Annotated in this window: 23 protein-coding genes; 6 read left to right on the forward strand and 17 right to left on the reverse strand. The window is 61.0% G+C overall.

The window, feature by feature from the left end:
* The 14 genes from IE266_RS24475 to IE266_RS24540 all read right to left on the reverse strand — a co-directional run bounded on the left by IE266_RS24475 (position 1) and on the right by IE266_RS24540 (position 13,719).
* The gene (locus IE266_RS24475; RefSeq protein ID WP_189682764.1) at positions 1-1,449 is read right to left on the reverse strand and encodes an NAD-dependent succinate-semialdehyde dehydrogenase; all 1,449 of its coding nucleotides are present in this window, start codon (positions 1,447-1,449) and stop codon (positions 1-3) included.
* Between the two features lie 7 nt (positions 1,450-1,456).
* Positions 1,457-2,437 (reverse strand): 3,4-dihydroxyphenylacetate 2,3-dioxygenase, encoded by a 981-nt coding sequence (gene hpaD, locus IE266_RS24480; protein WP_189682765.1) that lies wholly within the window; start codon positions 2,435-2,437, stop codon positions 1,457-1,459.
* Between the two features lie 15 nt (positions 2,438-2,452).
* Positions 2,453-3,304 carry a 3,4-dihydroxyphenylacetate 2,3-dioxygenase gene (gene hpaD, locus IE266_RS24485; protein ID WP_189682766.1) on the reverse strand — a complete coding sequence of 284 codons (852 nt, stop codon included), beginning with the start codon at positions 3,302-3,304 and terminating at the stop codon, positions 2,453-2,455.
* 24 nt (positions 3,305-3,328) lie between these two features.
* A complete protein-coding gene (gene hpaE / locus IE266_RS24490; RefSeq protein ID WP_189682767.1) occupies positions 3,329-4,834 on the reverse strand; it encodes a 5-carboxymethyl-2-hydroxymuconate semialdehyde dehydrogenase in 1,506 nt (501 codons plus the stop codon).
* The gene (locus IE266_RS24495; protein WP_189682768.1) at positions 4,831-5,223 is read right to left on the reverse strand and encodes a 5-carboxymethyl-2-hydroxymuconate isomerase; all 393 of its coding nucleotides are present in this window, start codon (positions 5,221-5,223) and stop codon (positions 4,831-4,833) included. The genes hpaE and IE266_RS24495 overlap by 4 nt, the downstream gene beginning before the upstream one ends.
* A gap of 123 nt (positions 5,224-5,346) precedes the next feature.
* Positions 5,347-6,192, reverse strand: coding sequence for a bifunctional methylenetetrahydrofolate dehydrogenase/methenyltetrahydrofolate cyclohydrolase FolD (folD, locus tag IE266_RS24500; protein ID WP_189682769.1), 846 nt, complete (start codon positions 6,190-6,192; stop codon positions 5,347-5,349).
* A 6-nt stretch (positions 6,193-6,198) separates the two neighbouring features.
* Positions 6,199-7,056 (reverse strand): formyltetrahydrofolate deformylase, encoded by an 858-nt coding sequence (purU, locus tag IE266_RS24505; RefSeq protein WP_189682770.1) that lies wholly within the window; start codon positions 7,054-7,056, stop codon positions 6,199-6,201.
* Between the two features lie 38 nt (positions 7,057-7,094).
* Entirely contained in the window at positions 7,095-7,802 is a 708-nt protein-coding gene (locus tag IE266_RS24510; protein ID WP_189682771.1) for an ABC transporter ATP-binding protein, read from the reverse strand.
* Positions 7,799-8,548, reverse strand: a complete 750-nt coding sequence (locus tag IE266_RS24515) for an ABC transporter ATP-binding protein (RefSeq protein WP_189682772.1) — start codon at positions 8,546-8,548, stop codon at positions 7,799-7,801. Before IE266_RS24515 ends, IE266_RS24510 begins: the two co-directional genes overlap by 4 nt.
* Entirely contained in the window at positions 8,545-9,504 is a 960-nt protein-coding gene (locus IE266_RS24520) for a branched-chain amino acid ABC transporter permease (RefSeq protein WP_189682773.1), read from the reverse strand. The genes IE266_RS24515 and IE266_RS24520 overlap by 4 nt, the downstream gene beginning before the upstream one ends.
* A 7-nt stretch (positions 9,505-9,511) precedes the next feature.
* Complete coding sequence (locus IE266_RS24525; RefSeq protein WP_189682774.1) at positions 9,512-10,384, reverse strand: branched-chain amino acid ABC transporter permease; 873 nt, start codon at positions 10,382-10,384, stop codon at positions 9,512-9,514.
* 12 nt (positions 10,385-10,396) lie between these two features.
* Positions 10,397-11,566 (reverse strand): ABC transporter substrate-binding protein, encoded by a 1,170-nt coding sequence (locus tag IE266_RS24530; protein WP_229864459.1) that lies wholly within the window; start codon positions 11,564-11,566, stop codon positions 10,397-10,399.
* 60 nt (positions 11,567-11,626) lie between these two features.
* Positions 11,627-12,895, reverse strand: coding sequence for an aminomethyl transferase family protein (locus tag IE266_RS24535; RefSeq protein WP_189682783.1), 1,269 nt, complete (start codon positions 12,893-12,895; stop codon positions 11,627-11,629).
* An 89-nt stretch (positions 12,896-12,984) separates the two neighbouring features.
* Positions 12,985-13,719, reverse strand: a complete 735-nt coding sequence (locus IE266_RS24540; protein WP_189682775.1) for a GntR family transcriptional regulator — start codon at positions 13,717-13,719, stop codon at positions 12,985-12,987.
* Between the two features lie 1,186 nt (positions 13,720-14,905).
* On the opposite strand from IE266_RS24540, the gene IE266_RS27350 reads away from it, so the two are divergent.
* Positions 14,906-15,241 carry a hypothetical protein gene (locus IE266_RS27350; RefSeq protein WP_229864462.1) on the forward strand — a complete coding sequence of 112 codons (336 nt, stop codon included), beginning with the start codon at positions 14,906-14,908 and terminating at the stop codon, positions 15,239-15,241.
* Positions 15,242-15,432: 191 nt separating this feature from the next.
* Positions 15,433-15,795: a DUF2493 domain-containing protein gene (locus tag IE266_RS27355; protein ID WP_229864464.1), complete on the forward strand. Its 363-nt coding sequence runs from the start codon at positions 15,433-15,435 to the stop codon at positions 15,793-15,795.
* A gap of 8 nt (positions 15,796-15,803) precedes the next feature.
* On the opposite strand, the gene IE266_RS24550 is transcribed toward IE266_RS27355, so the two are convergent.
* On the reverse strand, positions 15,804-16,097 hold the full coding sequence (locus tag IE266_RS24550; RefSeq protein ID WP_189682776.1) for a helix-turn-helix domain-containing protein: 294 nt from the start codon (positions 16,095-16,097) through the stop codon (positions 15,804-15,806).
* A complete protein-coding gene (locus IE266_RS24555) occupies positions 16,094-16,534 on the reverse strand; it encodes a type II toxin-antitoxin system RelE/ParE family toxin (protein WP_229864466.1) in 441 nt (146 codons plus the stop codon). Before IE266_RS24555 ends, IE266_RS24550 begins: the two co-directional genes overlap by 4 nt.
* A 538-nt stretch (positions 16,535-17,072) precedes the next feature.
* Here IE266_RS24555 and IE266_RS24560 point away from each other — a divergent pair.
* From IE266_RS24560 to repC, 4 genes are all read left to right on the forward strand, one after another.
* Entirely contained in the window at positions 17,073-17,411 is a 339-nt protein-coding gene (locus IE266_RS24560; RefSeq protein ID WP_189682777.1) for a DUF736 domain-containing protein, read from the forward strand.
* 199 nt (positions 17,412-17,610) lie between these two features.
* Entirely contained in the window at positions 17,611-18,795 is a 1,185-nt protein-coding gene (gene repA / locus IE266_RS24565; RefSeq protein ID WP_189682778.1) for a plasmid partitioning protein RepA, read from the forward strand.
* A 23-nt stretch (positions 18,796-18,818) separates the two neighbouring features.
* Entirely contained in the window at positions 18,819-19,766 is a 948-nt protein-coding gene (gene repB, locus IE266_RS24570; RefSeq protein ID WP_229864468.1) for a plasmid partitioning protein RepB, read from the forward strand.
* Positions 19,767-20,007: 241 nt separating this feature from the next.
* A complete protein-coding gene (gene repC / locus IE266_RS24575; protein WP_189682780.1) occupies positions 20,008-21,300 on the forward strand; it encodes a plasmid replication protein RepC in 1,293 nt (430 codons plus the stop codon).
* A gap of 12 nt (positions 21,301-21,312) precedes the next feature.
* Here repC and IE266_RS24580 read toward each other — a convergent pair whose 3' ends face one another.
* Complete coding sequence (locus IE266_RS24580; RefSeq protein ID WP_189682785.1) at positions 21,313-22,362, reverse strand: tyrosine-type recombinase/integrase; 1,050 nt, start codon at positions 22,360-22,362, stop codon at positions 21,313-21,315.
* Positions 22,363-22,582: the final 220 nt, after the last annotated feature.

Here is a 22,582-nt window from a genome sequence, read left to right on the forward strand (position 1 = left end):
TCATGCAATTCCGCCGAAGCAGAGATATTTGATTTCGACGAATTCCTCGATGCCATAGCGCGATCCCTCACGTCCCAGCCCTGAGGATTTGATGCCGCCGAAGGGGGCTTCGGCGGTCGAGATCAGGCCGGTGTTGATGCCGACCATCCCGTATTCGAGCTGCTCACCGACCTTCCACGCCCGCGCCAGATCTCGGGTGTAAAAATAGCTGGCGAGACCGAACTCGGTGTCGTTCGACAAGGCGATGACTCCGTCATCTGTCTCGAACCGGAAGAGCGGCGCGACGGGTCCGAAAGTTTCCTCCCGCGCGATCGCCATACTCTGGGTGACGCCGGTTAGCACGGTCGGCTCGAAGAAGGTGCCGCCGAGCGCGTGACGGTGTCCGCCCGAGGCAACCGAGGCACCCTGCGCGGTGGCATCCGCGATGTGCTCTTCGACCTTGGCCACGGCAGCGGCGTCGATCAGCGGTCCGAAGACAGTGCCCTCGGACATACCGTCACCGACAGGCAGGGTAGCAAGCTTTGCCGAAAGCTTCTCGGCGAAGGCGTCATAGACTCCGGCCTGCACGTAGATTCGGTTCGCGCAGACGCAGGTCTGGCCGTTGTTGCGGAACTTCGAGACAATCGCCCCCTCGACTGCCGCATCGAGATCGGCGTCGTCAAAGACGATAAAAGGTGCGTTGCCCCCCAGTTCGAGCGCAAGTTTTTTCACCGTCGGCACCGACTGGCGCATCAGCTCAATCCCGACCTCGGTCGAGCCGGTGAAAGTCAGCTTGCGTGCGGTCTCACTGCCGGTCATCGCGCCGCCGATGGCACGCGCCGATCCGGTCACGACCGAGAAGAGACCGGGGGGCAGGCCCGCGCGCTCTGCCAACACTGCCAGCGCGATGGCCGAAAACGGGGTCTGCGACGCGGGTTTCAGCACCATGGCGCAGCCAGCGGCCAGGGCCGGGCCGGCCTTGCGAGTGATCATGGCGTTCGGGAAATTCCACGGCGTAATCGCTGCCACCACGCCCACGGGCTGTTTGATGACGACGATTCGCTTGTCGACCCCGTGACTGGGGATGACATCTCCGTAAACCCGTCGCGCTTCTTCGGCGAACCATTCGACGAAGGACGCGCCGTAGAGGATTTCTCCTCGCGCTTCGGGAAGCGGCTTGCCCTGTTCCATGGTCAGGATGCGGGCGAGATCGTCGGCGTTTTCGACTATCATGTCGTACCAGCGCCGCAGGATCACCGCTCGATCCTTGGCCGTGCGCGCGGCCCAGGATGTCTGGGCAGCCTTTGCCGCCGCAATGGCCGCGTTTGTCTCAGCTGCACCAAGGTTTGGCACATGCCCGATCACGTCACCGGTTGCAGGGTTGGTGACGGCGATCGCGCCGTCGCCGGCCGCGATCCAGTCCGAACCGATCAGCGCTGCCTGCCGCAGTAGCGAAGCATCCTTCAGCATGGTGTTCTCACGGCGCAATGATGGGCGATGCGCCAAGGGTCGAGGCGACCGGTTCCAACCCTTCGAAAAGCGATCCGTGTTCGAACCATGACCGCGGCGCTGCCGCACCCCAAAGCGTCTGGCGTTGCGGATCCTTCAGATCCCATCTGATTGCTTCAAGATCAGGATCGACCGTCTGGTAATCCGAGCAATAGATCTCGATCCGGTGACCATCCGGATCGAGGATATACAGGAAGAAGGCGTTCGAAATCCCGTGCCGCCCCGGTCCGCGTTCGATATTCGCCACATATCCCGTGGTCGACATCAGGTCGAGAAGGTCGATTATGTTCAGCGGCGTCGGCACCCAGAAGGCGGTATGATGCAGGCGCGGGCCGAGCCCGTTGGTGAAGGCGATGTCGTGCACGCCGCCCTTGCGGTGCGTCCAGGCCGCCCAGAGACGCTGGCTCTCGCTGTCCTCGGTATATTCGGTGACGCGGAAGCCGATTTCGTTGTAGAAGGCGACCGCCTCGTCGACATCGGGCACGAAGCAGTTGAAATGGTCGATCCGCAGCGGCTTCACACCCTTGTAGAGCGCATATTTCTGGTGGATCGGCGGCAGGCGATCCATCTTGAAATAGAACTCCATCGGCATGCCCAAGTGGTCATGCGTGGCCAGCGTGCGGCCCTGGTAGGGACGCTCGACCCAGGCGACCTTGTGTCCCTTGGCCTTGAACCAGTCGTGGGCCTTGTCCAGTTCGCCTTCGTCAAATACCTTGTAGGACAGGGCCTTGACGTGGGCCGTGTCGGACTTGTGCAGCACCATGCAATGGTGGCCACGTTCCTCCATCGCGCGCAGATAGACAGTCGTGTCGTCTTCGTCCGTGATCTGCAGGCCAAGCGTGTCGACGTAGAACGACTTGGACGCGGTCAGGTCCTTGACCCCGAAATCCACATGGCTAAGCCGGATGATGTTGAAGGGCGGGTACAAGTTCGGTGCGGGAATGGGCATGGTCTCTCCTTCCGCTCACACAGGGAAAATGACGTTGGTTTGTCCGGTACCGGACGATGGGAAGTATTCGGTCACCACTTCGCAGGGCTTGTCATAGCTGTCCCAGCCAAGCGCGCCGTAAAGCATCGCGGTGTCGTGCATCGACCCTTCGCCGCAGCAAAGGTTGGCATAGTCAGACAAAATCTTGAGGAAGGTCGCGTGATCGCCACGCTGCCACATCTCGAGTACGTGCAAGTCCATCTGACGGTTAAATTCGGACGAAATGGTGAAGGTGCCGTTGTTGGCGGCATAGTCCTTGTTGGCCCAAATTTTGTGGCTAAGCGACCCGGAGGCGACCAGCAGCACCTTGCTGTCAGAGGCTTCGACCGCCTTGCGGATCGCTTCGCCCACGACGCGGCTTTCAGCATGATCGTGCACCGTGCAACAGGCGGCGACCGAGACCACCTTCATCTCGTGTTCGCGGCTCATGAAGCGCATTGGGACAAGGCTGCCGTATTCCAGTTCAAGACTGTCGAGGTGGTGCGAAAGGGTATAGATGCCCATGTCCGAAGCGGTGGCGGCGATGGCGTCGCCAAGCTCGGGGTTGCCGAGGTAGTCGTATTCGAGGTCCTGGATGAACTGTGGAAACTCGTTCGAGGTGAACAGCCCCTTGAAGCTGCTGTTCGCGTTGATGTGGAACCCGGCGTTGATGACCCAGTGGGTGTCACAGATCACCACGGTATCGGCGCCAAGCGCTTTGGCCCGACGTGCGATTTCCATGTGCCCGTCAATGGCCGGCTGCCGGGTGCCCTTGATGGGTCCCTCCTGCTCGGACATCAGCATGGTCGGGACGTGCGTACACTTGGCCGCAAGTACGATTTCGCCCATCAATCTTTCCTCCCAGACTGTTTCTCACCCGCCGAGCTTCGGTATCTTGTGCTGCCCTAGCGCGAATGCGACGTTCTTTTGCTCCATGTAAAAGTCGAAGGACCAGTCACCGCCGTCGCGGCCTATGCCGCTGGCTTTGACTCCGCCGAACGGTGTGGGCAGGTAACGCACATTCTCCGAGTTCACCCAGATCATCCCGGCTTCCAGCGCATCCGAGAAGCGGAGCGCCCGGGTCAGATCGTTGGTCCAGACGTAGCCCGCCAGCCCATAGGCGATGTCATTCGCAATGCTCAACGCTTCGCTCTCGTCCTTGAAGCGCAAGGTGGTCAGAACCGGGCCGAAAATTTCCTCTTGTGCAATCCGCATGGACGGCTTGCCGCCTGTGAACAACGTCGGCTTGACGAACCAACCCTCTCCGCCAGTGGCTTCTCCGCCAGCCGCGATATGGGCTCCATCGCTGCGGGCAACTTCGAAATAGCCCGTGACCTTGTCGAAATGTGTCTTGTGGATCAGCGGGCCGAGTTCGGTTTGCGGGTCCAGAGGATGACCGATCCGGATGCGATTCACGCGCTCGACAAGCTTGGCTTCGAAGGCATCGGCCACACTCTCCTGCACCAGAAGGCGCGAGGATGAGGTGCAGCGTTCGCCATTGAGCGAATAGATCATGAAGATCGCGGCATCGAGCGCCCGGTCCAGATCGGCGTCCTCGAATACGACGACCGGGTTCTTGCCGCCCAGTTCGAAGTGACACCGCTTTAGCGTGTCGGCGCCCTGTTTCATGATCATCGATCCGGTCTTGGACTCGCCCACGAAAGCGATCGCCTTGATGTCCGGGTGTTCGGTCAGCGCCTTGCCCGCATCCTCTCCGAACCCGTTCACAAGGTTCAGCACCCCATCAGGCAGTCCCGCCTCCTTGCAAATCTCTGCCAGCAGACGCGCGGTCAAAGGGCTGAATTCGGCAGGCTTGTGGACAACCGTGCAGCCTGCGGCCAAGGCAGGAGCAATTTTCCAGGTGGACAGCATGAAAGGCGTGTTCCAGGGGGTGATCACCCCCACAGGTCCGATCGGGCTGCGGCTGGTCACGTTCAGGTGTTCGGTGGTCGGCAGGGACTGGCCGTCGCGTGCACCTGGTGCAAGATCGGCGAAAAAGCGGAAATTCTCCGCGCCCCGCAATGCCGCCTTGGACATGAAACGGTAGGCCTGTCCGGTATCCCAGCATTCACAGAGTGCGATTTCCTCCGCCCGCTCGACAATGAGGTCGGCAACCCGGTGCAGCAGTTTCTTGCGCTTGTCACCGGGCATCGCGGCCCAGGCCGGGAAGGCCGCCTTCGCCGCTTTGGCAGCTTCGTCGATATCGGATGCACCGCCACGCGCCACATTGCAGATCAGGGAATCGTCCACGGGCGAACGTGTCTCGAAAGTCGTCGCACTCTCGAAATCCTTGCCGTCGATCATGTTCAGGATGCCGACAGCACGGAACCGCGCAAGATAGGCGTCCAGCTTTTTCTGATGGGTGGCAAGAACGGTCATCGCATGTCCTCTGGCAGGTATTTTCTAATGGAACTGGTCTTCGGGCTCAGGTCCGGATCGATGTCGCGCATTTCCATCGAGAGCATCAGGGAACCGCTGTCGAGCAGCTGCTGGCAATACCCCTGCATTGCCGCAAAGATGGTTTCAGTTGCGGCAACCTTGGCCTCGGCCGGTCGGCCCGCGCGCAAACGGACGGACATGTCGATGAAGGCGTGCTTCGGATCGCCGTCCGCCATGTAGACGTGCGTGCACGCGGTTGCGCGAACCCGAATTCCGGCTGCGGGGAACAGCTCGGTCTCTCGTGCGGTCTCTGCAATCACGCGGCACAGCTGTGCGATATCGAGCCTGCCCTCGAGATTGGGCGAGTAGTCGATGTGGAAATGTGGCATGGCTCCTCCTTAATTTAACGTGTTAAGCAAATTGCCGGATTTGTCAAGCCACATCCGCCGTCTCACAACCGGATCGTCGTTAATGCGCGATGGAAGCCGAACCTCCCCTATTGCGGCGGGACATCAGACCCGCCGTTCTGCTGCCTGCACGGTGTTCAGCATCAGGCACGCGATGGTCATCGGCCCTACACCGCCTGGCACCGGCGTAGCCGCTGCGACCGATGGATCAAGTTCGTCAAAGGCCACATCGCCGCGGATGGAGCCGTCCGCCATCCGGGTGATGCCCACATCAATCACCACAGCGCCGGGTTTGATCCAGTCGCCGCGCACGAGGCCCGGTGACCCGGCTGCCACCACGACGATATCTGCACCGCTCACGATGCCGTGAAGGCCGCGCGTTTCGATATGGGTGACCGTCACCGTGCATTCGCGTTCGAGAAGCAGCAAGGCGACCGGCTTGCCAACTATATTCGACTTGCCGATGACCACCGCGTTCAGCCCTCGGAAGTCGGTCACGACCGTCTCCAGAAGCCGCATGACCCCGAGCGGGGTGCAGGGCACCAGCCCGTCGGTTCCGATCGACAGACGTCCAACGTTGACGGGATGGAAACCGTCGACATCCTTGGCCGGGGAAATTCGGTCCAGCACCCGCCCGGCATCGACATGTCTTGGAAGAGGAAGTTGCACCAAGATGCCATCAACTCCAGGGTCCGCATTCAACCGGTCCACGAGGGCAATGAGATCGTCTTCGCTGGTATCCGCCGCAAGGTCGTGTCGAAACGAACGGATGCCAAGCGAGTTTGCCCTGCGCTCTTTCATGGCGACATAGACCTGGCTGGCCGGATCCGCGCCGACGATGACAACCGCAAGGCCGGGCGCCCTGCCCTGCCGAGTCGCAAAGACGCAGATGCGGTCACGCAGACCGTCGCAAAGCTGCTCTGCCAGTCCCTTTCCATCTATGATTTTCATGCCGTATCACCGCTTGAATACGACCGTCTTGGTCCCGTTGATCACGACCCGGTCCTCGAGATATGCGCTGACAGCGCGCGCCAGGACCCGCCGCTCGATGTCCCGTCCCTTGCGCACAAGATCCTCGGCCGTATCGTAGTGGGTGATCGGCTCCACGTCCTGAGCGATGATCGGACCCTCGTCGAGGTCCTCCGTGACAAAATGCGCGGTCGCGCCGATCAGCTTCACGCCCCGGTCAAAGGCCTGGTGGTAGGGCTTGGCCCCCTTGAAACCCGGCAGGAACGAATGATGGATGTTGATGCAGCGTCCCGACAGAAAGGCCGAAAGATCGTCCGACAGGATCTGCATGTAGCGCGCCAGCACCACCAGATCCGCGCCGGTTTCCGTGACAAGCGCCTTGATCTGCGCCTCCTGCTCGGGCTTCGTGTCCTTGGTGGTCGGCAGGTGCGTGTAGGTTGTATGGGCCAGCGTCCCCGCATCCAGGGCATCCGCCGGATGGTTCCCTGCAACGCCTACCAGGTCCATCGGCAGTTCTCCGATGCGGTGGCGATAGATCAGATCGACAAGGCAGTGGTCGAACTTGCTGACCAGGACCAGCACCTTCTTGCGCGTGCCCGCAGGCGTGATCCGGTAGTCGAACCCGTGGTCCTGCGAGATATCGGCAAACCCTTTGGTCACCTTCGGCATCTGGTCCTGACCGACGAAGTTGAACGCGACCCGCATGAAAAACTTGCCTGTCACCGGGTCGTCGAACTGCTCGGCCTCGACGATATTGGCGCCGTGACGGGCAAGGAAGGTACTGACCGCCGCGACGATGCCGGGGTGGTTGATGCAGGACAGGGTGATGACATTGGCGTCGGCCATTTCGGTCTCCTATTCAGACAATGACAAGGGATTGTGGGTCAGCCGGACACGCCCGACAGGCCAATGGCGCTTTCCAGCACGTCCGGGCGGGTGCGCAACGCGTCGGATGTGCCGGAAAACACGACCCGTCCTCGTTGCAGCACCAGCACGCGGTCGCAGAAATCCAGCACGGTGCCGACATGCTGTTCCACCAGCACGCAACCCAGGTTGCGGTCGCTAACCAGTTTGCGGATCGCCGCCATGACATCCTGCGAGACTAGCGGTGAAAGGCCCTCCAGCGGTTCGTCCAGCAGCAGGAAGGTTGGCCGGTTCATCAATGCCCGCGCGATCGACAGCATCTGCTGTTCGCCGCCGCTGAGGTCGGCGCCCAGATTGCCCAGCCGCTCCTTCAGCCGTGGAAAGAGAGCGAAGGCATCTGCCATGTCCGCCGCCGTGCCGCCGCCTGCCATCAGGTTTTCGCGCACGGTGAGCGAGCGGAAGATGTCGCGGGTCTGCGGCACCACGCCAATGCCGGCGCGGCTGCGGGCCCATGGCGGAAGATTGCTCAGATCGCGGTCGCCGGCACGCACGGTACCCTTGAGGATCTGCGCCCCGCCGGTCATCGCGCTGAGCATGGTCGTCTTGCCCGCGCCGTTCCGGCCCAGAACCCCGATGCGTTCGCCGGGCGCGACGGTCAGGTCGATCTCTTCGATGATCGTCGTGGCGCCGTATCCGGCTGAAACGCCATTCCATGCGATGCCGTTCAATGTGCCGCCTCCCCGAAATAAACCCTTCGGACCTCTTCGTTCGCCGCGATCTCGGACGGGGTGCCGGTACAGATCACCGCGCCCGAGACCAGAACGACGATTTCGGTCGCGAAACGGAAGACAAGGTCCATGTCATGTTCGATGAAGACGACGCCCAGATCCTCCGGCAGGTCGTCGATGGCGTCCATGATGATATGGCTTTCGCTCTGCGGCACCCCTGCCGCGGGTTCATCCAGCAAGAGCACGCGCGGCTCCATCACCAGCGCGATGCCCAGTTCGACCAGCCGCTGTTCGCCGTAGGCCAGCCGCGCGACCGGCGTGTCGGCGCGGTCGGTCAGGCGCAGCTGCGCCAGCACCCGCGCCACCGCTTCGTCCAGCGCCTGCTCCACCGCGGTGCGTCGCAGGATGGCATAGCTGCGGCGCTGCCGGTGGATCGCCCCGATCCGTAGATTCTCGGCTACGGTCATCGACCCGAACAGCCGCGTGACCTGAAAGGTGCGGATCAGCCCGCGGGCGGCGCGCACGGGCTCCGGCAGCGCCGAGACATCCTCGCCCATCAGCCGGACCGACCCGCCGGAGGCGGCCAGCGCGCCGGTGATCAGGTTCACCAGCGTCGTCTTGCCCGCCCCGTTCGGCCCGATCAGCGCCATCCGCGCGCCCGGCTCTAACGTCAGGTCAACATGATTGGTGACCTTCAGCCCGCCGAAGCTCTTGGTCAGGTTGCGCACTTCCAGCAAAGCGGTCATGGCGCGCGCCTCCCTGTCAGCCAGGCGTGGATCAGCGCGATCCCCCGCGTCAGCCCGCCCGGCAGGAACAGCACAATGACCACGAGGATGAGCCCGATGAACAGCATCCATCGCACCGGGTCGATAGAGGCCGCATAGTGGTGGATGACCGTGAACACCAGCGTGCCGACCAGTGCACCCCAAAGCCGCCCTGTCCCGCCCAGCACCAGCATCACGAGGATCTCGGCCGAATAGGTGACGCTCAGGCTGGACAGGCCTACGACCTGCACCGTCTGCGCCGACAACGCCCCGGCCAGCCCGGCGATTCCCCCCGACAGGGTGTAAACCACGACCCGGTGCCGGTAGACCCGCCCGCCGAGCGATCCGACCCGGCCCGCATCGTCGCGAATGGCTCGCACGGTCTGCCCGAAGGGCGTCACCATCAGCCGCCGCAACAGGACAAAGACGATCCACAGCACGGCAAGGCTGTACCAGAAGGCCAGCTTGCCGAAGAAATCGAACTCCCACACGCCCAGCACCGGCTGCATGGTGAAGCCGAAAAGACCATCGTCGCCGCCGGTCACGTCGCGCGCCTTGCTGACGATCTCGTACAGGACTTGGCTGATCGCGACGGTCATCATCAGAAACGTCAGCCCGTGCGCCCGCATCAGCATCAGCGCCGTCGCACCCGCCACGACCGCACCCGCCAGTGCGCCGGCAATCAGCCCGGTCAGCGGTTCGGACCAGACATGCAGCGCATAAAGCCCAGCCGCATACGCCCCTGCCCCGAACATCGCCGCATGGCCAAGCGTCGCCAGCCCGGCAAAGCCGACCACCAGGTCAAGTGACAGGACAAGGATCGCCGTGATCGCGATCTGCGCCAGAAACGCCTGTTGCGAGGGGTAGAGCGCCAGCAGGATCAACCCGGCCAGAGGCACGGCCAGATCGCCAAGGATGCGCGTCGGGAACGAAGTCATGGTCAATTCACAGTCTGGACTTGCGGTGAAACAGTCCGTCGGGCCGCCAGCTGAGCACCAGCAGCATCACGACAAAGAGGCCGATGGTCGCGAAACCGGGGGCAAGATACTTGCCCGCAGTCTCGACCGTACCCAAAAGCAGGGCGGCGATCAGGCTGCCGAAGACGCTGCCCGGCCCGCCGACAGCGACGACGGCCAGGAACAGCACAAGGTACTTCAGCGGATAATATGGCTCTACCGGCAGCAGTTCGGCGCCGACTACGCCGCCCAGCCCTGCCAGCGCCGCGCCGACGGAAAAGGCAATGGCATAGACGCGACGGGTGTTGATCCCAAGCTCGCCGGCGGCGCGGGCATTGTCCACCGTTGCACGCAGACGGATGCCGAACATCGTCCGGTCCAGGAGCAGCCAGATCGCGAGAAGCGACAGCAGCCCTACGACAGCGGCCACGATCCTCTGCGTCGGCATGACCCGGAAACCCAGGTCCGAGGCCCCGCGCAGCATGTCCGGCAGCGGCACCGGCACCAGCGAATTGCCGAACAGCATCCCCGCCAGCGCAATCCCGATGAACACAAGCCCGATGGTCAGCAACACCTGATCGAGTTCCGGCCGACCATACATCCAGCGGATGACGCTGATTTCCAGCCCTAAGGCGATGATCCCGGCGACGATCGCCGCCAGGATCAGGGCCAGGATATAGGGCACCCCGGCCATGGTGATCAGGCTTGCGGCCGCATAGCCCCCGATCATCGCGAACATGCCATGCGCCAGATTGACAAATCGCATCAGGCCCAGAGTGACGGTCAGGCCGACCGACACCATGAACAGCACCATGCCGTAGGCAAAGCCGTCGATCAGGATGCTCGCGAGAAGGGATGCCATGCGACCGCGTCCTTACTTCTGCGCGCCGAAGTCGGGCTGCGCCTCGTAGGTCTTGTATTCGCGGTTGACCAACCGGCCGTCCGCGTCTTTCTCGACCTTTCGGATATAGACGTTCTGCACGATGTCGCGGGTGTCGGCGTCAATCGTGATCGGCCCACGCGGGCTTTCCCAGCTCTTGCCCTTGATCGCCGCGATGGCCGCATCCGGATCCGTTTTGCCGCCCGTCGCGCGGATCATCTCGTAGAGCGCGTGGGTGCCGTCAAAGGCTGCGACCGTTGCCGGGTTAGGCTCGGCATTCGGATAGAGTTCCTTCAGTTTGGCCTTGAAGGCGTCGTTTTCCGGCGACTCGTGCGCGGCCGAGTAGAAATACCCGGTCTCAAGCCCCAGTGCTGCGTCGCCAAGCGACTGAAGGTCGACCTCCTGAGTTTCGGAGGTACCGACAAATGCGATCCCTGCCTTGTCCAGCCCGTTGTCGCGATAGGCGTTGACAAAGCTGTAGGTCGGCGGACCGTAGGGCAGGAAGACGAACAGCGCATCCGGCTTCTTCAACTGGATCGACTGGAGATACGGTCCGAAGTCGGTGGTCGACAGCGGCATCCGGATCGATTCCAGCACCTCGCCACCGCCCTCGGTGAACGCCTTGGCAAAGTTGGTTTCCGCATCGACGCCGGGCGCGTAATCACTGACCGCCGTCACCACCGTCTTGTACCCCTTGTCCAGCGCATCCTGCGCCGTCGGCACCGACACCTGCGCCAGCGTGTTGGACGTGCGCACGTAATATTCGGACTGCGACACCACGGCCGAGGCCGAGGCGTTGAAGATCACAGTCGGGATCTTCGCCTGCTGTGAAATCCCGGCTGCAGCAATGGCATTGGGCGTGAAGACGAAGCCGGCAAGATACTGAACGCCATCCTTGGCAACCAGCTCTTGGGCTAGCGCACGCGCCTGGCCCGGATCGGGTTTCTGCAAATCGCGCCAGATGAATTCGACCTCGATACCGTCGGCGGGCTGGCCGTTCATCGCGACATAGGTTTCGACCCCCTGCCGGAACGGCTCTCCGAACGACCCCGAGAACGGTCCCGAGAACGGCCCGATCACGCCGACCTTCACGGTTTCGGCCATCGCGGGCGCTGTCATCGCAAGCGCGACAGCCCCGGCTCTCAATACGGTTCCAAATGACATGTTTGTCCTCCCTTGGATGTGTGATTGGCAACCGGACCCGCCCGTCCGGCTGCCGGAATTTCAATAGGACGCGCGGCGGTTGTCCTGTTTGTAGGGTGCGGGCTGAACGGTCGCGCGGATCTCGATCTGCGGATGGCCGGGGTTGCCCCAGACGACGCTGACCTCGTTGCCGATCTCGGCCTCGGCCACGTCCATGGTTGCCAGCGACAGCATCTCGCGGAAAAAATAGGAATACCCGCGCGACGTTGTTGCGCCGACCTCACTGCCGCCCTTGACGACCTTGTCGCAGTACATGAAGCCGCGTTGTTCGCGGGGCATCTCCATGTAGTCATATGGATCGCCCTGCTTGAACAGAGAGGCATAGACCTTGACCAGATCCTCCGGGTTCCAGACCAACGTGCGGATCACCCGACGCGGATTGGCCTTTTCCTCTGTCAGTGCATCGCGACCGATGAAGTCGTGCCCGGTATGGATGCGGTTGGCCCAGCCCAGTTCGACCGGGCTGCGATACCAGTCGGAGATCTGCTTGCCCTCGAAGCTGCCCGCAACGTTGAAAGTCGAGGCGAAGGCGGGCATCGCATCCCGGAATTCCTTAAGATAATCCGCCATGTCCGGCTCGAAGATCGCCGGCAGGTAATCGGTTACGATCGTCGGGAAACAGGCTTCCAGATGGTTGATGAAGGCCGTCCGCCCGCCGAGTTTGCGGATGCCGAAATCCTTGCCCGCCTCGATGATCGCGTCATATACCTCCTGGCTCTTCTTGATGTCGCCCTGAAGCTCGAAGCCCAGTTCACCAGCCATGCCCTGCCGCAGGGCGACGACGTCGCAGCCGGCGATCTTGATGTGCCCGTTGTACATGAACTTCACGTCACGCAGGCTCTCACCGCAGGCCTTTTCGACCACATGGATCGCCTCGGGCCCCTGCACCTGGAAGTTGAACCAGTCGTCCGCCTGGGAAGTCGCGTCGTAGTCGCCGTGGCGCAGGTTGTAATCCACCCAAAAGGTGCCGCGCCCGAAGTGCATGTACTCGTCCTCGCCCAGACGGGTCAGGATACCTTCAGCGATCAGCTTGCCGTTCTTGTCTGTATGGATGACATGTTTCGACTGGTTGAGGTCAAACTTGGCGAAGTTGTTGACCGAAGTGTCCGCGAAAAGTTTCAGGACGTCCGGCCCCCGGAACCGCCGCTCCCACAGGAACGACCAGTCGCCGATGTAGCAGCCCTCCTTCCAGGACATGCTTTCGTCCTGCCAGTCAGTATATTCCGGCTGCCCCCACCTGGTCGTAAAATATCCTTCGGGTGTTTTTCTCAGTTGGTCGAATTCTGGCATGGTGTTCTCCGGGTTGTTCAGGCCGCAAGATTCCAACGCTTGCGAAAACATCGCAGCCTCGGAACGGTCTCGCGATTTAGGTGAATTAATCAGGCTCTTTTCGAGGGCCTGGCAATCCAGGGTATGGGTTCGTCCTTTGCCCTCAGCAGGTTCAGGTAGCGGGCGGCGCAAAAGGAATGCTCCCGGGCCAGAGCTTCGGCCCGCGCCCCGTGACCGTAGCGGATCGACTCGACAATCGCACGGTGCTGCTCCTGAGCCATGATCAGCACCCGCTTGACAGCGACATGGTTGAGCGAAAGCGATTCCACGAACGCATTCGGCGATCCGAAAGGCAGCGCCCGCATCCGATCGAGCGACATGGTGAGCATGTCACTGTCGGACGCTTCCAGCAGCAATTTGTGAAATTGGTTATTCAGATGGACGTATTCCGTCTGTTCGCTGTCCGAGGAGAGCCGCGCGACTACGTCGTCGAGCTGCTCTACGACGGCGTTCATCTTGCCCAACAGACCAGGAGAAACGTCATTTTCTGCCGCAATACGGGCAGCCATACCCTCCAGAAGGCCGCGCATCTCTATCGCCTGATAGACGTCCTTCTCGGTATAGGCCTTGACCTCGTACCCACTTGTCTTTCGGCGGGTCAGCAGCCCTTCCTCTGCCAGCTGGGAAAGCGCCGCTCTGGCCGGTGTTCGAGACACATTGAAGCGCTCGACGATCAGGGGCTCAGCAACGCGTGCGCCAGGAGCAAGCGTCCCGTCAATGATGAGCCCTCGCAGCCCCAGAACCGCCATCATGGTTTGGGACTGGTTTTCTTCCGAATCAGTCATAGCGTCATTCCTCCCGAGTTCCATGAGTAACGCCAGTGGTGGGGACGTCAAGAAAGAAGTATACGGTTTCTGGGTTATGGTGGAAATATTAGGGGCTTATGTCCAAAATCGTATACGTTTCGAGCTTAGGCACCTGGCGGTCGCTAAGTTCTCTTTGGTACGGTCGAGACGACTCGAAAGGAGTTCGGTGTGAAACCCGTCACCAAGGCTTTGCGCCATTAGGCTGAACGCATCTCGCGCGCGGAAATCGTCGGCTACGCCGCCTATTTCGGTGGCCGGGTCGACGGCTATGACATCGAGCGGAACGGCGAGGAGATCGACTCTTGCTGAGGGTGTCGGCGACTATGAGCTGGACCGTTTACCCGAGGCGCGGCGGGCGTTGCCTGCGCCGTCGTCGGGTCAACCACCTCATTCCACTGCCGCTTGATCGCAGGCACACCACCAATAGAGAACTGAAAACACAGCAAATGACTCAACTCTTTGAGAAGCTCTAGCAAGCTCGCATTGCTGCAATGCAGAAGTAGCATGGTTCAGCTATTGTGCGGTTGCAGCATGGCCGCTATCTTATGGCCGTGGTCGGTTCTCTCCTCCTCCCTGAGCCGGTCCAGAATAATCGGCGGCATCCACCTCCTCCCGGGTGCCGCCTTTTTCTTGTTCAAAGCTCTTCCTGAAGATTATCCAAGTCTTGTAGCTCGCCGTTACATTGACGAAGTGCCTCATTGTCGGATGCGCAGGTCAAAAATTGCCCAAATTTTAGGCGATCTGATAAAACGTCAAGCTGACAAGGGCTTCCGCAGCACCACCCACAGTCCCATCCCCAGATCCTGGGGACAACTTTTCGCGACCAAGTCGGAGATTAGCAAAACCATGAAAGAGCGAGAGCTAGGGCGGAAGGGGGGACCCCGCCCGGGATAGAGGGTGCGCGCGGGCTCGTGGCCAACATATAACCCCGGAGATCGCCAGTGAACGGCTGACCCCTGTTCCGTCCCTCTTGCAACCGAGGCCGAACCCCCTGCCCTGCCAGAGGCCCTCGGCATCGCCGAACACCTGTTGCTGGCGGCAACTTCACTCGCTTCCTTATTCGAAGCGGGCAAACCCATCGACGCCGCGGCCCTACGTCGTCATCACCGGAAAAAGCTTCCGTCCCCCTGCGAACTCCCTCCAATCGACCTTTCAGCGGATCGGTTTGAGCGCCGATGTGATGTTCTCCGCCATCCTCGACCATCTCGCACTTCACGGCGCAACGCCCGGGCCCGGCGAGACAGATCGTCGCCCCCTGCCCCAGCCAGATGAGGTCGAGCTCACCATTGCGACGCTCTTTGGCACCACCATCGGCCTCCTCACGAGCAGTCAGTTGGAAGACCATCTCGAAGAAGTGCTCTGGTCCCTCACCTCGATCTGCCATCGTCGGCTGACCCATATTCAGAAGCTCCTCGACGACACGAATTCGAGGTCCGGGAAAGTCTGGCCATCCAGGACGGCTCCGAGGTCGCCTCAGTCGAGCTCGAACGCCTCCAGATGATCGGGCTCAAACTCTGGGACCATCGCGACGCTTTCACGCAGATGCGCGATCTGGCCGTGGAGCACTTCTCGACGGCCACCGGTTCGCCCTAGCTGCCCCGCACCGGATCCAAGGTCTCGCATCGCGGTCTCACCTCCGCCGTGGTGGACAGTCGGGCCTATCTCTCGGCCAAGCGACGCAAGGAGACCGAGGTGCACTGCCCCGAAGGCACGCGGATAGCCTTCTCAGGGGGCGATTATCAGGCCTACGATCTGATCTGGTCCGCCCTCGACGCCACGCACGCCAAATACCCCGACATGGTGCTCCTGCACGGTGGCACGTCCAAGGGTGCCGAGATGATCGCGGCCCGTTGGGCAGATACCCGAGGTGTAACCCAGGTGGTCTTCAAACCCGACTGGAAAAGCAACGGTAAGGCCGCTCCTTTCAAGCGCAACGACAAAATGCTCGAAACCATGCTGCAGGGTCTGATCGCCACGCCCGGTTCGGGCATCACCGAGAACATCGTCGACAAGGCCCGCAAGCTCGGGATTCGCATCAAGAGGATCGGGGCTTAGGCCCCGGTTCACGCACCGCGCAACAGGTCCTGCACGACAGAAGGCTTCTTTGCGATCAATGCTAACAGAACCTGGGCCGGGCCCGTGGGGTGCCGGCGCCCGTGTTCCCAGTTCAGAAGCGTGCCTTTCGCGACGCCGATGCTCTTGGCGAATTCCGCCTGGGACAGGCCCGTCCGTTGCCGGATTTCGGCGACATCGACTTCCGCAACGGAAACTTCATGGACCCTCGCGTCGGCCAAGTCGCCATCTGCGAAGGTCAGCGCCTCTTCCAGCCCCTTGGTGATGGATTCGAATGCACTCATGTTGCGTCTCCATATTTCGCGACAAGCGCCTTGCTCATCTCTACCGCCGCAGCCTGCTCAGACTTCGACAGGTTGGCTTTCTCATTCTTGGCAAAGACCGTAATCAGAAAGATCGGCATATGGGTCCCACCAAAGACATACACCGTCCTGAAGCCGCCGCTCTTTCCGCCCCCCTCTCTCGGGATGCGGACCTTCCGAAGTCCGCCGCCAAGAGAGACGCCAGTTTCCGGATTGGCGGCGATGAAGTCGATCGCGGCCTCTCGCTCCTGGTCCGACATGATTGCCTTGGCGCGCCTCTGAAATTCGGGCAGTTCGACCACTGTTTGCAATCGTGTCATCTCTTGTCCCATATAGGTTTCGGCGGTGTATGTGTCAATGACGTATAGCATGAGCACTGGAAGGGCAAGTCGGCGACGCTTGCCGGAGCTAGAGAGCATGTCCAGTCCGTTGGTAGCGGCGGCCCTTGGTCAAATGTCCTGTCACATTTTCTGACCAAACCAACCAGCCCGAACGTCATTTCGGGGGATTGGATGGTTGCAGTGTTTCTTGGCAACCCGGCTTTTCGTTCCACGCTCTGTTCGCCTCGAGCACTCATCCGCATCGTGGGCGCTTCAGCGAAGACAGTCGGCGCAGTAGTGAACCTGGGGGATGCGATTTGACATCTGCGCTGTGTCTTGCCTCCGGTGAGTTAGAAGGGAGCCAAGGCCCTCGCGGCATCTCCCTCGGCTGTTCACCCACCTTCCTTCGAGGCCACCGCACTTCTCCCTGTGTCTGAGTTGCATGACATGCTGGTCGCAGCTGTCGTCCCGTCCACAAAGGTTGTCGCCGATCTTTTTCCCCTGACCCTTCGGCTCATTCCGCGCGGAGCAAAAAGACCGGTGCCTGCCCCTCTCCGCTGCGCTTCGCCTTCGGTGTGGCCGGGCCTTGGCCAGCTGCAAGGTGACCATCATTGCAACGCAAACAAGGAGAAGAGCAATGACCACGAACTGCATCAAATTCGCCAGCGCCGACATCGAAACCGCCAAGGGCGTCGGCTCCATCTCGACCCTGACCTTCGACCTCGACATCACGGTCGAACCTGTCGCAAGCGCGAACCCGATGGCCCCCACGCACCGCGTCCTTGGTCGCTCCCCGCGCGGCAAACTGGTCGAGTGCGGCGGCATCTGGAAGAAGCAGAACAAGGAGACCGGCGCCGACTACTACACGCTGACCATCCGCGACCACGGCTTCAACGCCAACCTCGGCAAGGCCGCCAACCAGGACGATCTGTCCCTGCAGGCCGTCATCCCCTGGGGCCCGAAAGACGCCGCCTAAGCCAAGGGCTGGAAGAGGTTCTCCTCTGCCAACCCGTTTACAGCTGTAAATTCCGAAGCAAGCGCTGTCCGCGCATATAGTCTCTTCCCGCCTCAATAGACACTATATTGAGGAAAAATCTTGACTTAGCGCCGTGAATCACGGCTCTTATCCCCAAGTGGCGCGAAAAAGGCCATATTTTCGATTTTGGGGCAACTAGATGATTCCTGTGACACCACTGGCAAACGAGAAGCCTTCAGCGCTCGCGACAGATATTTCCGAGCGGTTGAATGCTGCCATCCGGGAACATCTTCTTTCGGCTTTTGCCCCAGATAGCACGAAAACGCTACGGTCTTTTTCCGCACCTGAGGCCGCAGAACTCCTCGGGGTCTCCGGTCAGTTCATGCGAAAGCTGCACTCAGAGGGGACCATCCCAGAGCCCGAAGATGTTCGTGGAGGGCGGCGCTTTTACTCGGCGCAAGAGGTATGGGATGCGCGCGAGATTCTAGAGAAGTCGTCTCGCAAGAAAGGGCGCTATCTGCCTCGACGGTCTGGTGACGAGAAACTGCAAGTTTGGCAGTTGATGAACTTCAAAGGCGGGTCGAGCAAGAGCACCACGAGTATCCATCTTGCGCACTATTTTGCGCTTCGCGGCTACCGCGTGTTGGTCGTTGATCTGGATCCCCAGGGGTCTCTCACATCCATGTGCGGCATCAGCCCGGAAATCGAGTTTGATGGGCTAACTGTCTATGACGCGATCCGCTATGACGATCCAGTAAGCATGGCCGATGTCGTCGTTCCCACCTACTTCCCGGGGCTTTCGATTGCGCCGTCGCGCCTCATGCTGTCAGAATTCGAGACTGAATCTGCCGTCCATTCGAACCCTGACCAACCGTTCTTTACCCGCATCCGAAACGCATTGTCCCAGGTCGAGGGTGATTTCGACCTCGTCCTGATGGACAGCCCACCACAGCTGGGCTTTTTGACGATTGCTGGAATGGCCGCAGCGAGTTCGCTGATCGTCCCGTTGACGCCTTCGATGTTGGATGTTTCGTCGACCGCACAGTTCCTCGAACTTGCGGGTGCCTACATGGGGGTGATCGAGGACGCCGGCGCGACTCTACAGTATGATCACTTCAAGTTCCTGATCACGCGGGACGAGCCAACGGATGTGCCCTCACAACAGCTGACCTCGTTTATGCGTGCGCTATTCCAGGATCGCGTCATGTCGGCGACCGCTCTCAAGAGTACAGCAATCAGTGATGCGACCATGCTCAAACAATCCATCTATGAAGTCGTGCGCTCTGAGATGACCCGCGCGACCTACGATCGCGCAAAAGGTTCGATGGATGCCGTTGGCCACGAAGTGGAAGTCATGATCCACCAATCATGGGGGCGTAAGTAATGGCAAGGAAGTCGCTTCGAGATATGTCGGGGATCGCGAACACCATCGCGCGTTCCAGCAGCACTTCGACTGAGAAGACCCCCAAGACAAGTGCACCAGCATTAGGAGCTCTTCAGGGGTCACTGGCGTCTATCCGTGAGATCGATCCCGGCCTGATCGATGATTGGGGGCCGAAGGATCGATTGGACGAGTTTACAGCTGTAAACGCCGAGGATGACGATGAGGGTTTTGAGGCTCTCAAGAATAGCATCCGCGAAGGCGGTCAGCAGGTCCCAATCCTCGTTCGGCGATCCAAGGCTGCCGAGGGGCGCTTCGAAGCGATCTATGGCCGCCGCCGTCTGAAGGCGTGCCGGGAGCTCGGCATCAAGGTGCGTGCAAACGTTCAGGATGTCGACGACGCAACGGCGTTGTTGGCCAAAGGGCTGGAAAATGCGGCACGTCGCAACCTTTCGTTCTATGAGAAGGCTCGCTTTGCAGAAGCGATCCAAACCGCGGGTCACGAAAGCGCGAGAGTGCGCCAGGTTTTGAATCTTTCGGCCTCAGGGCATTCGCACCTTACCAAGGTAACGCAAAATGTCCCATCCCGAGTGGGCGACCTGATAGGTGCGGCACCCAAATCCGGCAGGCCGAGGTGGACGGACCTTGCCGAGCTATTCCTCGAACGGAAGCTCACCGAGAAAGTCGCGCTCGACCTGCTGACCAAGATCAGCGCCTCATTGACGTCTGATGAACGGTTGGAAGCGCTGATCAAGGAAGCAAGCAAGCGCGGAACGAAAGCGTCCAGCGGTCCTCATGAGATTACGCCGATGGACGGTGTCGTCATTAAAGCAGGCCGAGGGAGCGTCTCTCTTTCGGTGAAGAAGTCCGGCACAAGTGCTGAGTTCGCAAACTGGCTTGAGAGCAATCTTGAGGACATCATCAAGAGATCCTACGCCGAATTTACAGATGTAAACTCGGAGGATGACAAGTGAGGACGAGCAGAAAGGAGGAAAGGTAAACGAAGAAAGCCCCCGAAACCGAAGCTTCGAGGGCTGCTGCGCAGAGCGCAATTCTTAGATTAGACACCTAGAATCTAGCAGCCACCGAATCGCCACACAAGAGAAAACGCTTCTGAGCGAACGGGATTTCTTTGTCTGCTGACAAAACATGGAAAAATTCAGTGATGCTCCGTCTGGAGCAACTGAGGTAGGTATACCTCAGCACGAGAGAGATATGCCCATCGCATGGCAACCCTCAGGCTGGCGTAAAGCCTCCGCGGGTCTCGCTGCCGCAGAGCAGCTTGCACAAGCCGGTGAACAGGTAGGAGTACCCAAAACGCGTGCCTTCGTGGCTCTGAAGCGCGTGGGCGCCTACATTGGCCTCAAGGCCGGAGACATGTTGCTCCTCGACACGCTCGGGGCCTTTACCCAGGCCCAGGACTGGGAGGAGGGACAGCGCCCGATCGTCTGGGCGTCCAACGCCTATCTGATGGAGCAGACGGGGTTCTCGCTTTCGGCGCTTAAGCGCCATGCGCGGCGCCTGGCTGAGATCGGGGTGATCTCCTTTCAAGACAGCCCTAACGGCAAGCGGTGGGGCCGCAGGGACGTCGAGGGGCGCATTATCGAGGCCTATGGCTTTGATTTGTCGCCGCTTTCGGCGCGTGTCGAGGAGTTCGAGGAGCTCCATGCCGATTTGCATGCCGAGCGCGAGCTCTGTCAGCGCCTGAAGCGCCAGATCACAGTTGCACGACGTATGATCCGCGCTCGGATCGAGGCGGCCGTCAGCAGCGCGCTGCGCGGTCCCTGGACGCAATTCACAGGTCTTTTCGAGGAGCTTCTGGACCGGCTTCCTCGTCGCCATGAAGCGTCTGAGCAGCTTGCTCGGCTGCTGACGTGGTTCAAGGAACTTCAGGAACGCGTCGAAGCTGCCTATCTCAAGGCAACTCAGGTGGTCGAGTCTGTGGAAAACACGCTCACAACCAAGGAACAAGCCTCTGAGAAGACTCAAAAAATGAACCCCAGGGAGGTCATTTCTGACCCTCATATACTAATTACAAACCAACTTAATCCTGTAACTCGTAATTCCTCAGAAAATGAGAAAGTCGCGGCCGTGGTGCCCAATGCTCAGCCCGAAGATCAGGTTGATAGGGAGCTGGAAGAGTGGGTGGCAGAGGTGCGCAAGAAGCGCGCAGCGCTGGATCTCCCAACCGTCATGCAAGCCTGCCCGGAATTCGCATCCTGGGCGCGCAATATGGGCGGGTTCCTGAAAGATTGGGGCGATCTTCACCGGGTTGCAGGTCAACTCAGGCCGATGATCGGTGTGTCCGAGCATGCCTGGAACGTGGCGCAGGAGCGGTTGGGCAAACAGGTGGCGACAGCGGCGCTGGCGCTTGTCTTCGAGAAGCATTGCGCAGGGGAAGTTTCCTCGCCGGGCGGCTATCTGCGCGGCATGGTCGAGAAGGCCGGGGCAGGGGAGCTGCATCTCGAGCGCAGCTTCTATGGCAGGCTCAGCGGGCAGGCGGCGTGATGGGGCAGGAGGTCAGAGACCGGCTGCTTTGGTCAGGTTCACCCGGAACCGATCGCGGCGGCGCTGGTAACGGCGGGTCATCTCGGCCGAGACATGGCCGAGATGCTTCTGCACGTAGCGCTCGTCCACCTCGGCCGAACTGGCAAGACCGGCGCGCAAGCTGTGACCGGAGAACAGCGCCAGGCGCTCTTTCTTGGGCAGGGCGGCGCGGATGCCGGCGTCGAGCACCGTGCGCTTGACCAGCCGCGCGACATGCTTGTCGTTCAGCCGTGTCTCCAGCGCACGCTTGCCGTCGCGCGAGGTGCCGACGAAGATGGGGCCGAAGTCGATCTTCGCGAAGTGCAGCCATTGTTCCAGCGCATGAACCGGGCAGCTCTGCTCCGACGAGCCACGGCCGATCTCGACCTCGCGCCAGCCGGTCTTGGCGTTGAGGGTGAGCAGGGCACCTTTCTCCATGATCTCCACCCAACCGCCGCTGTCGGGCGTGTCGTCCTTGCCGGCATCGAGGCTCACGATCTCCGAGCGGCGCAGACCGCCGGCATAGCCCAGCAGCAGGATTGCCCGATCGCGCAGACCGCGCAGGTCATAGGGCAGGGTGGCGACCATCGCGAGGATATCCTCGGCCAGGATCGCCGCCTTCTGCACCGGCGGACGCGCGTGCCTGCGTTTGATGCCCGCAAGCACTGAGGCGATGTGGCGGTTCCTCCGGCCCAGAGTGAAGCCGCTTTGCGCGTAGTTCCAGGCAAGGCCCGAGAGGCGGCGCTCGATGGTCGATACCGAGAGGGCAGGGGAGGGGTCTGTCCCCGAGGCCAGGTCCGCGAGGTAAAGCCCGATCATCTCGGGCGAGGGGGGCAGGGGGCTCGCGCCCTTCATCCGGCACCAGCGCGCAAAATGCGCCCAGTCCTTCGCGTAGGCTTTCAGCGTGTTGTCCGAGGCCGCCGCGCGGGCATAGTCGCGGGCGGTGTCCACCAATCGATCAAGGGTGCCGGAGCCGGCGACAAAAGAAGGCAGGCTCAAGGCCTCGCCGTCGGGGCGATCTCTCTCGTTGTCCAAAGACCCGATTGGCGGGTCTGAGTTCGACTTCTCGTGGTTTTTGTCGGTCTGCCGGAATTTCTGAGACTGCGTTCCATTTGTTTTCAACAGCTTGCCTGTGTCGCATTTCTGAAACCGATTCAGGGTATGTGAGACTGGACGCCGATTTGAGTCACCATTGGTGAGACTATCCGTAAGCGCCACGCCGATCCCCTCCTGCCGCGTTGAAGCTGGCTGTGCGAGTCCTGCT

The sequence above is a fragment of the Seohaeicola zhoushanensis genome (assembly GCF_014656415.1).
GTDB classification, from domain to species: Bacteria; Pseudomonadota; Alphaproteobacteria; order Rhodobacterales; family Rhodobacteraceae; genus Seohaeicola_A; species Seohaeicola_A zhoushanensis.

What these genes read in the sequence shown, in the direction of transcription:
- IE266_RS24475 (WP_189682764.1), bottom strand. Translation starts at nt 1,449, where the DNA reads ATGCTGAAGGATGCTTCGCTACTGCGGCAGGCAGCGCTGATCGGTTCG.
- hpaD (WP_189682765.1), bottom strand. Translation starts at nt 2,437, where the DNA reads ATGCCCATTCCCGCACCGAACTTGTACCCGCCCTTCAACATCATCCGG.
- hpaD (WP_189682766.1), bottom strand. Translation starts at nt 3,304, where the DNA reads ATGGGCGAAATCGTACTTGCGGCCAAGTGTACGCACGTCCCGACCATG.
- hpaE (WP_189682767.1), bottom strand. Translation starts at nt 4,834, where the DNA reads ATGACCGTTCTTGCCACCCATCAGAAAAAGCTGGACGCCTATCTTGCG.
- IE266_RS24495 (WP_189682768.1), bottom strand. Translation starts at nt 5,223, where the DNA reads ATGCCACATTTCCACATCGACTACTCGCCCAATCTCGAGGGCAGGCTC.
- folD (WP_189682769.1), bottom strand. Translation starts at nt 6,192, where the DNA reads ATGAAAATCATAGATGGAAAGGGACTGGCAGAGCAGCTTTGCGACGGT.
- purU (WP_189682770.1), bottom strand. Translation starts at nt 7,056, where the DNA reads ATGGCCGACGCCAATGTCATCACCCTGTCCTGCATCAACCACCCCGGC.
- IE266_RS24515 (WP_189682772.1), bottom strand. Translation starts at nt 8,548, where the DNA reads ATGACCGCTTTGCTGGAAGTGCGCAACCTGACCAAGAGCTTCGGCGGG.
- IE266_RS24520 (WP_189682773.1), bottom strand. Translation starts at nt 9,504, where the DNA reads ATGACTTCGTTCCCGACGCGCATCCTTGGCGATCTGGCCGTGCCTCTG.
- IE266_RS24525 (WP_189682774.1), bottom strand. Translation starts at nt 10,384, where the DNA reads ATGGCATCCCTTCTCGCGAGCATCCTGATCGACGGCTTTGCCTACGGC.
- IE266_RS24530 (WP_229864459.1), bottom strand. Translation starts at nt 11,566, where the DNA reads ATGTCATTTGGAACCGTATTGAGAGCCGGGGCTGTCGCGCTTGCGATG.
- IE266_RS24535 (WP_189682783.1), bottom strand. Translation starts at nt 12,895, where the DNA reads ATGCCAGAATTCGACCAACTGAGAAAAACACCCGAAGGATATTTTACG.
- IE266_RS24540 (WP_189682775.1), bottom strand. Translation starts at nt 13,719, where the DNA reads ATGACTGATTCGGAAGAAAACCAGTCCCAAACCATGATGGCGGTTCTG.
- IE266_RS24550 (WP_189682776.1), bottom strand. Translation starts at nt 16,097, where the DNA reads ATGAGTGCATTCGAATCCATCACCAAGGGGCTGGAAGAGGCGCTGACC.
- IE266_RS24555 (WP_229864466.1), bottom strand. Translation starts at nt 16,534, where the DNA reads ATGCTCTCTAGCTCCGGCAAGCGTCGCCGACTTGCCCTTCCAGTGCTC.
- IE266_RS24560 (WP_189682777.1), top strand. Translation starts at nt 17,073, where the DNA reads ATGACCACGAACTGCATCAAATTCGCCAGCGCCGACATCGAAACCGCC.
- repA (WP_189682778.1), top strand. Translation starts at nt 17,611, where the DNA reads ATGATTCCTGTGACACCACTGGCAAACGAGAAGCCTTCAGCGCTCGCG.
- repB (WP_229864468.1), top strand. Translation starts at nt 18,819, where the DNA reads ATGTCGGGGATCGCGAACACCATCGCGCGTTCCAGCAGCACTTCGACT.
- repC (WP_189682780.1), top strand. Translation starts at nt 20,008, where the DNA reads ATGCCCATCGCATGGCAACCCTCAGGCTGGCGTAAAGCCTCCGCGGGT.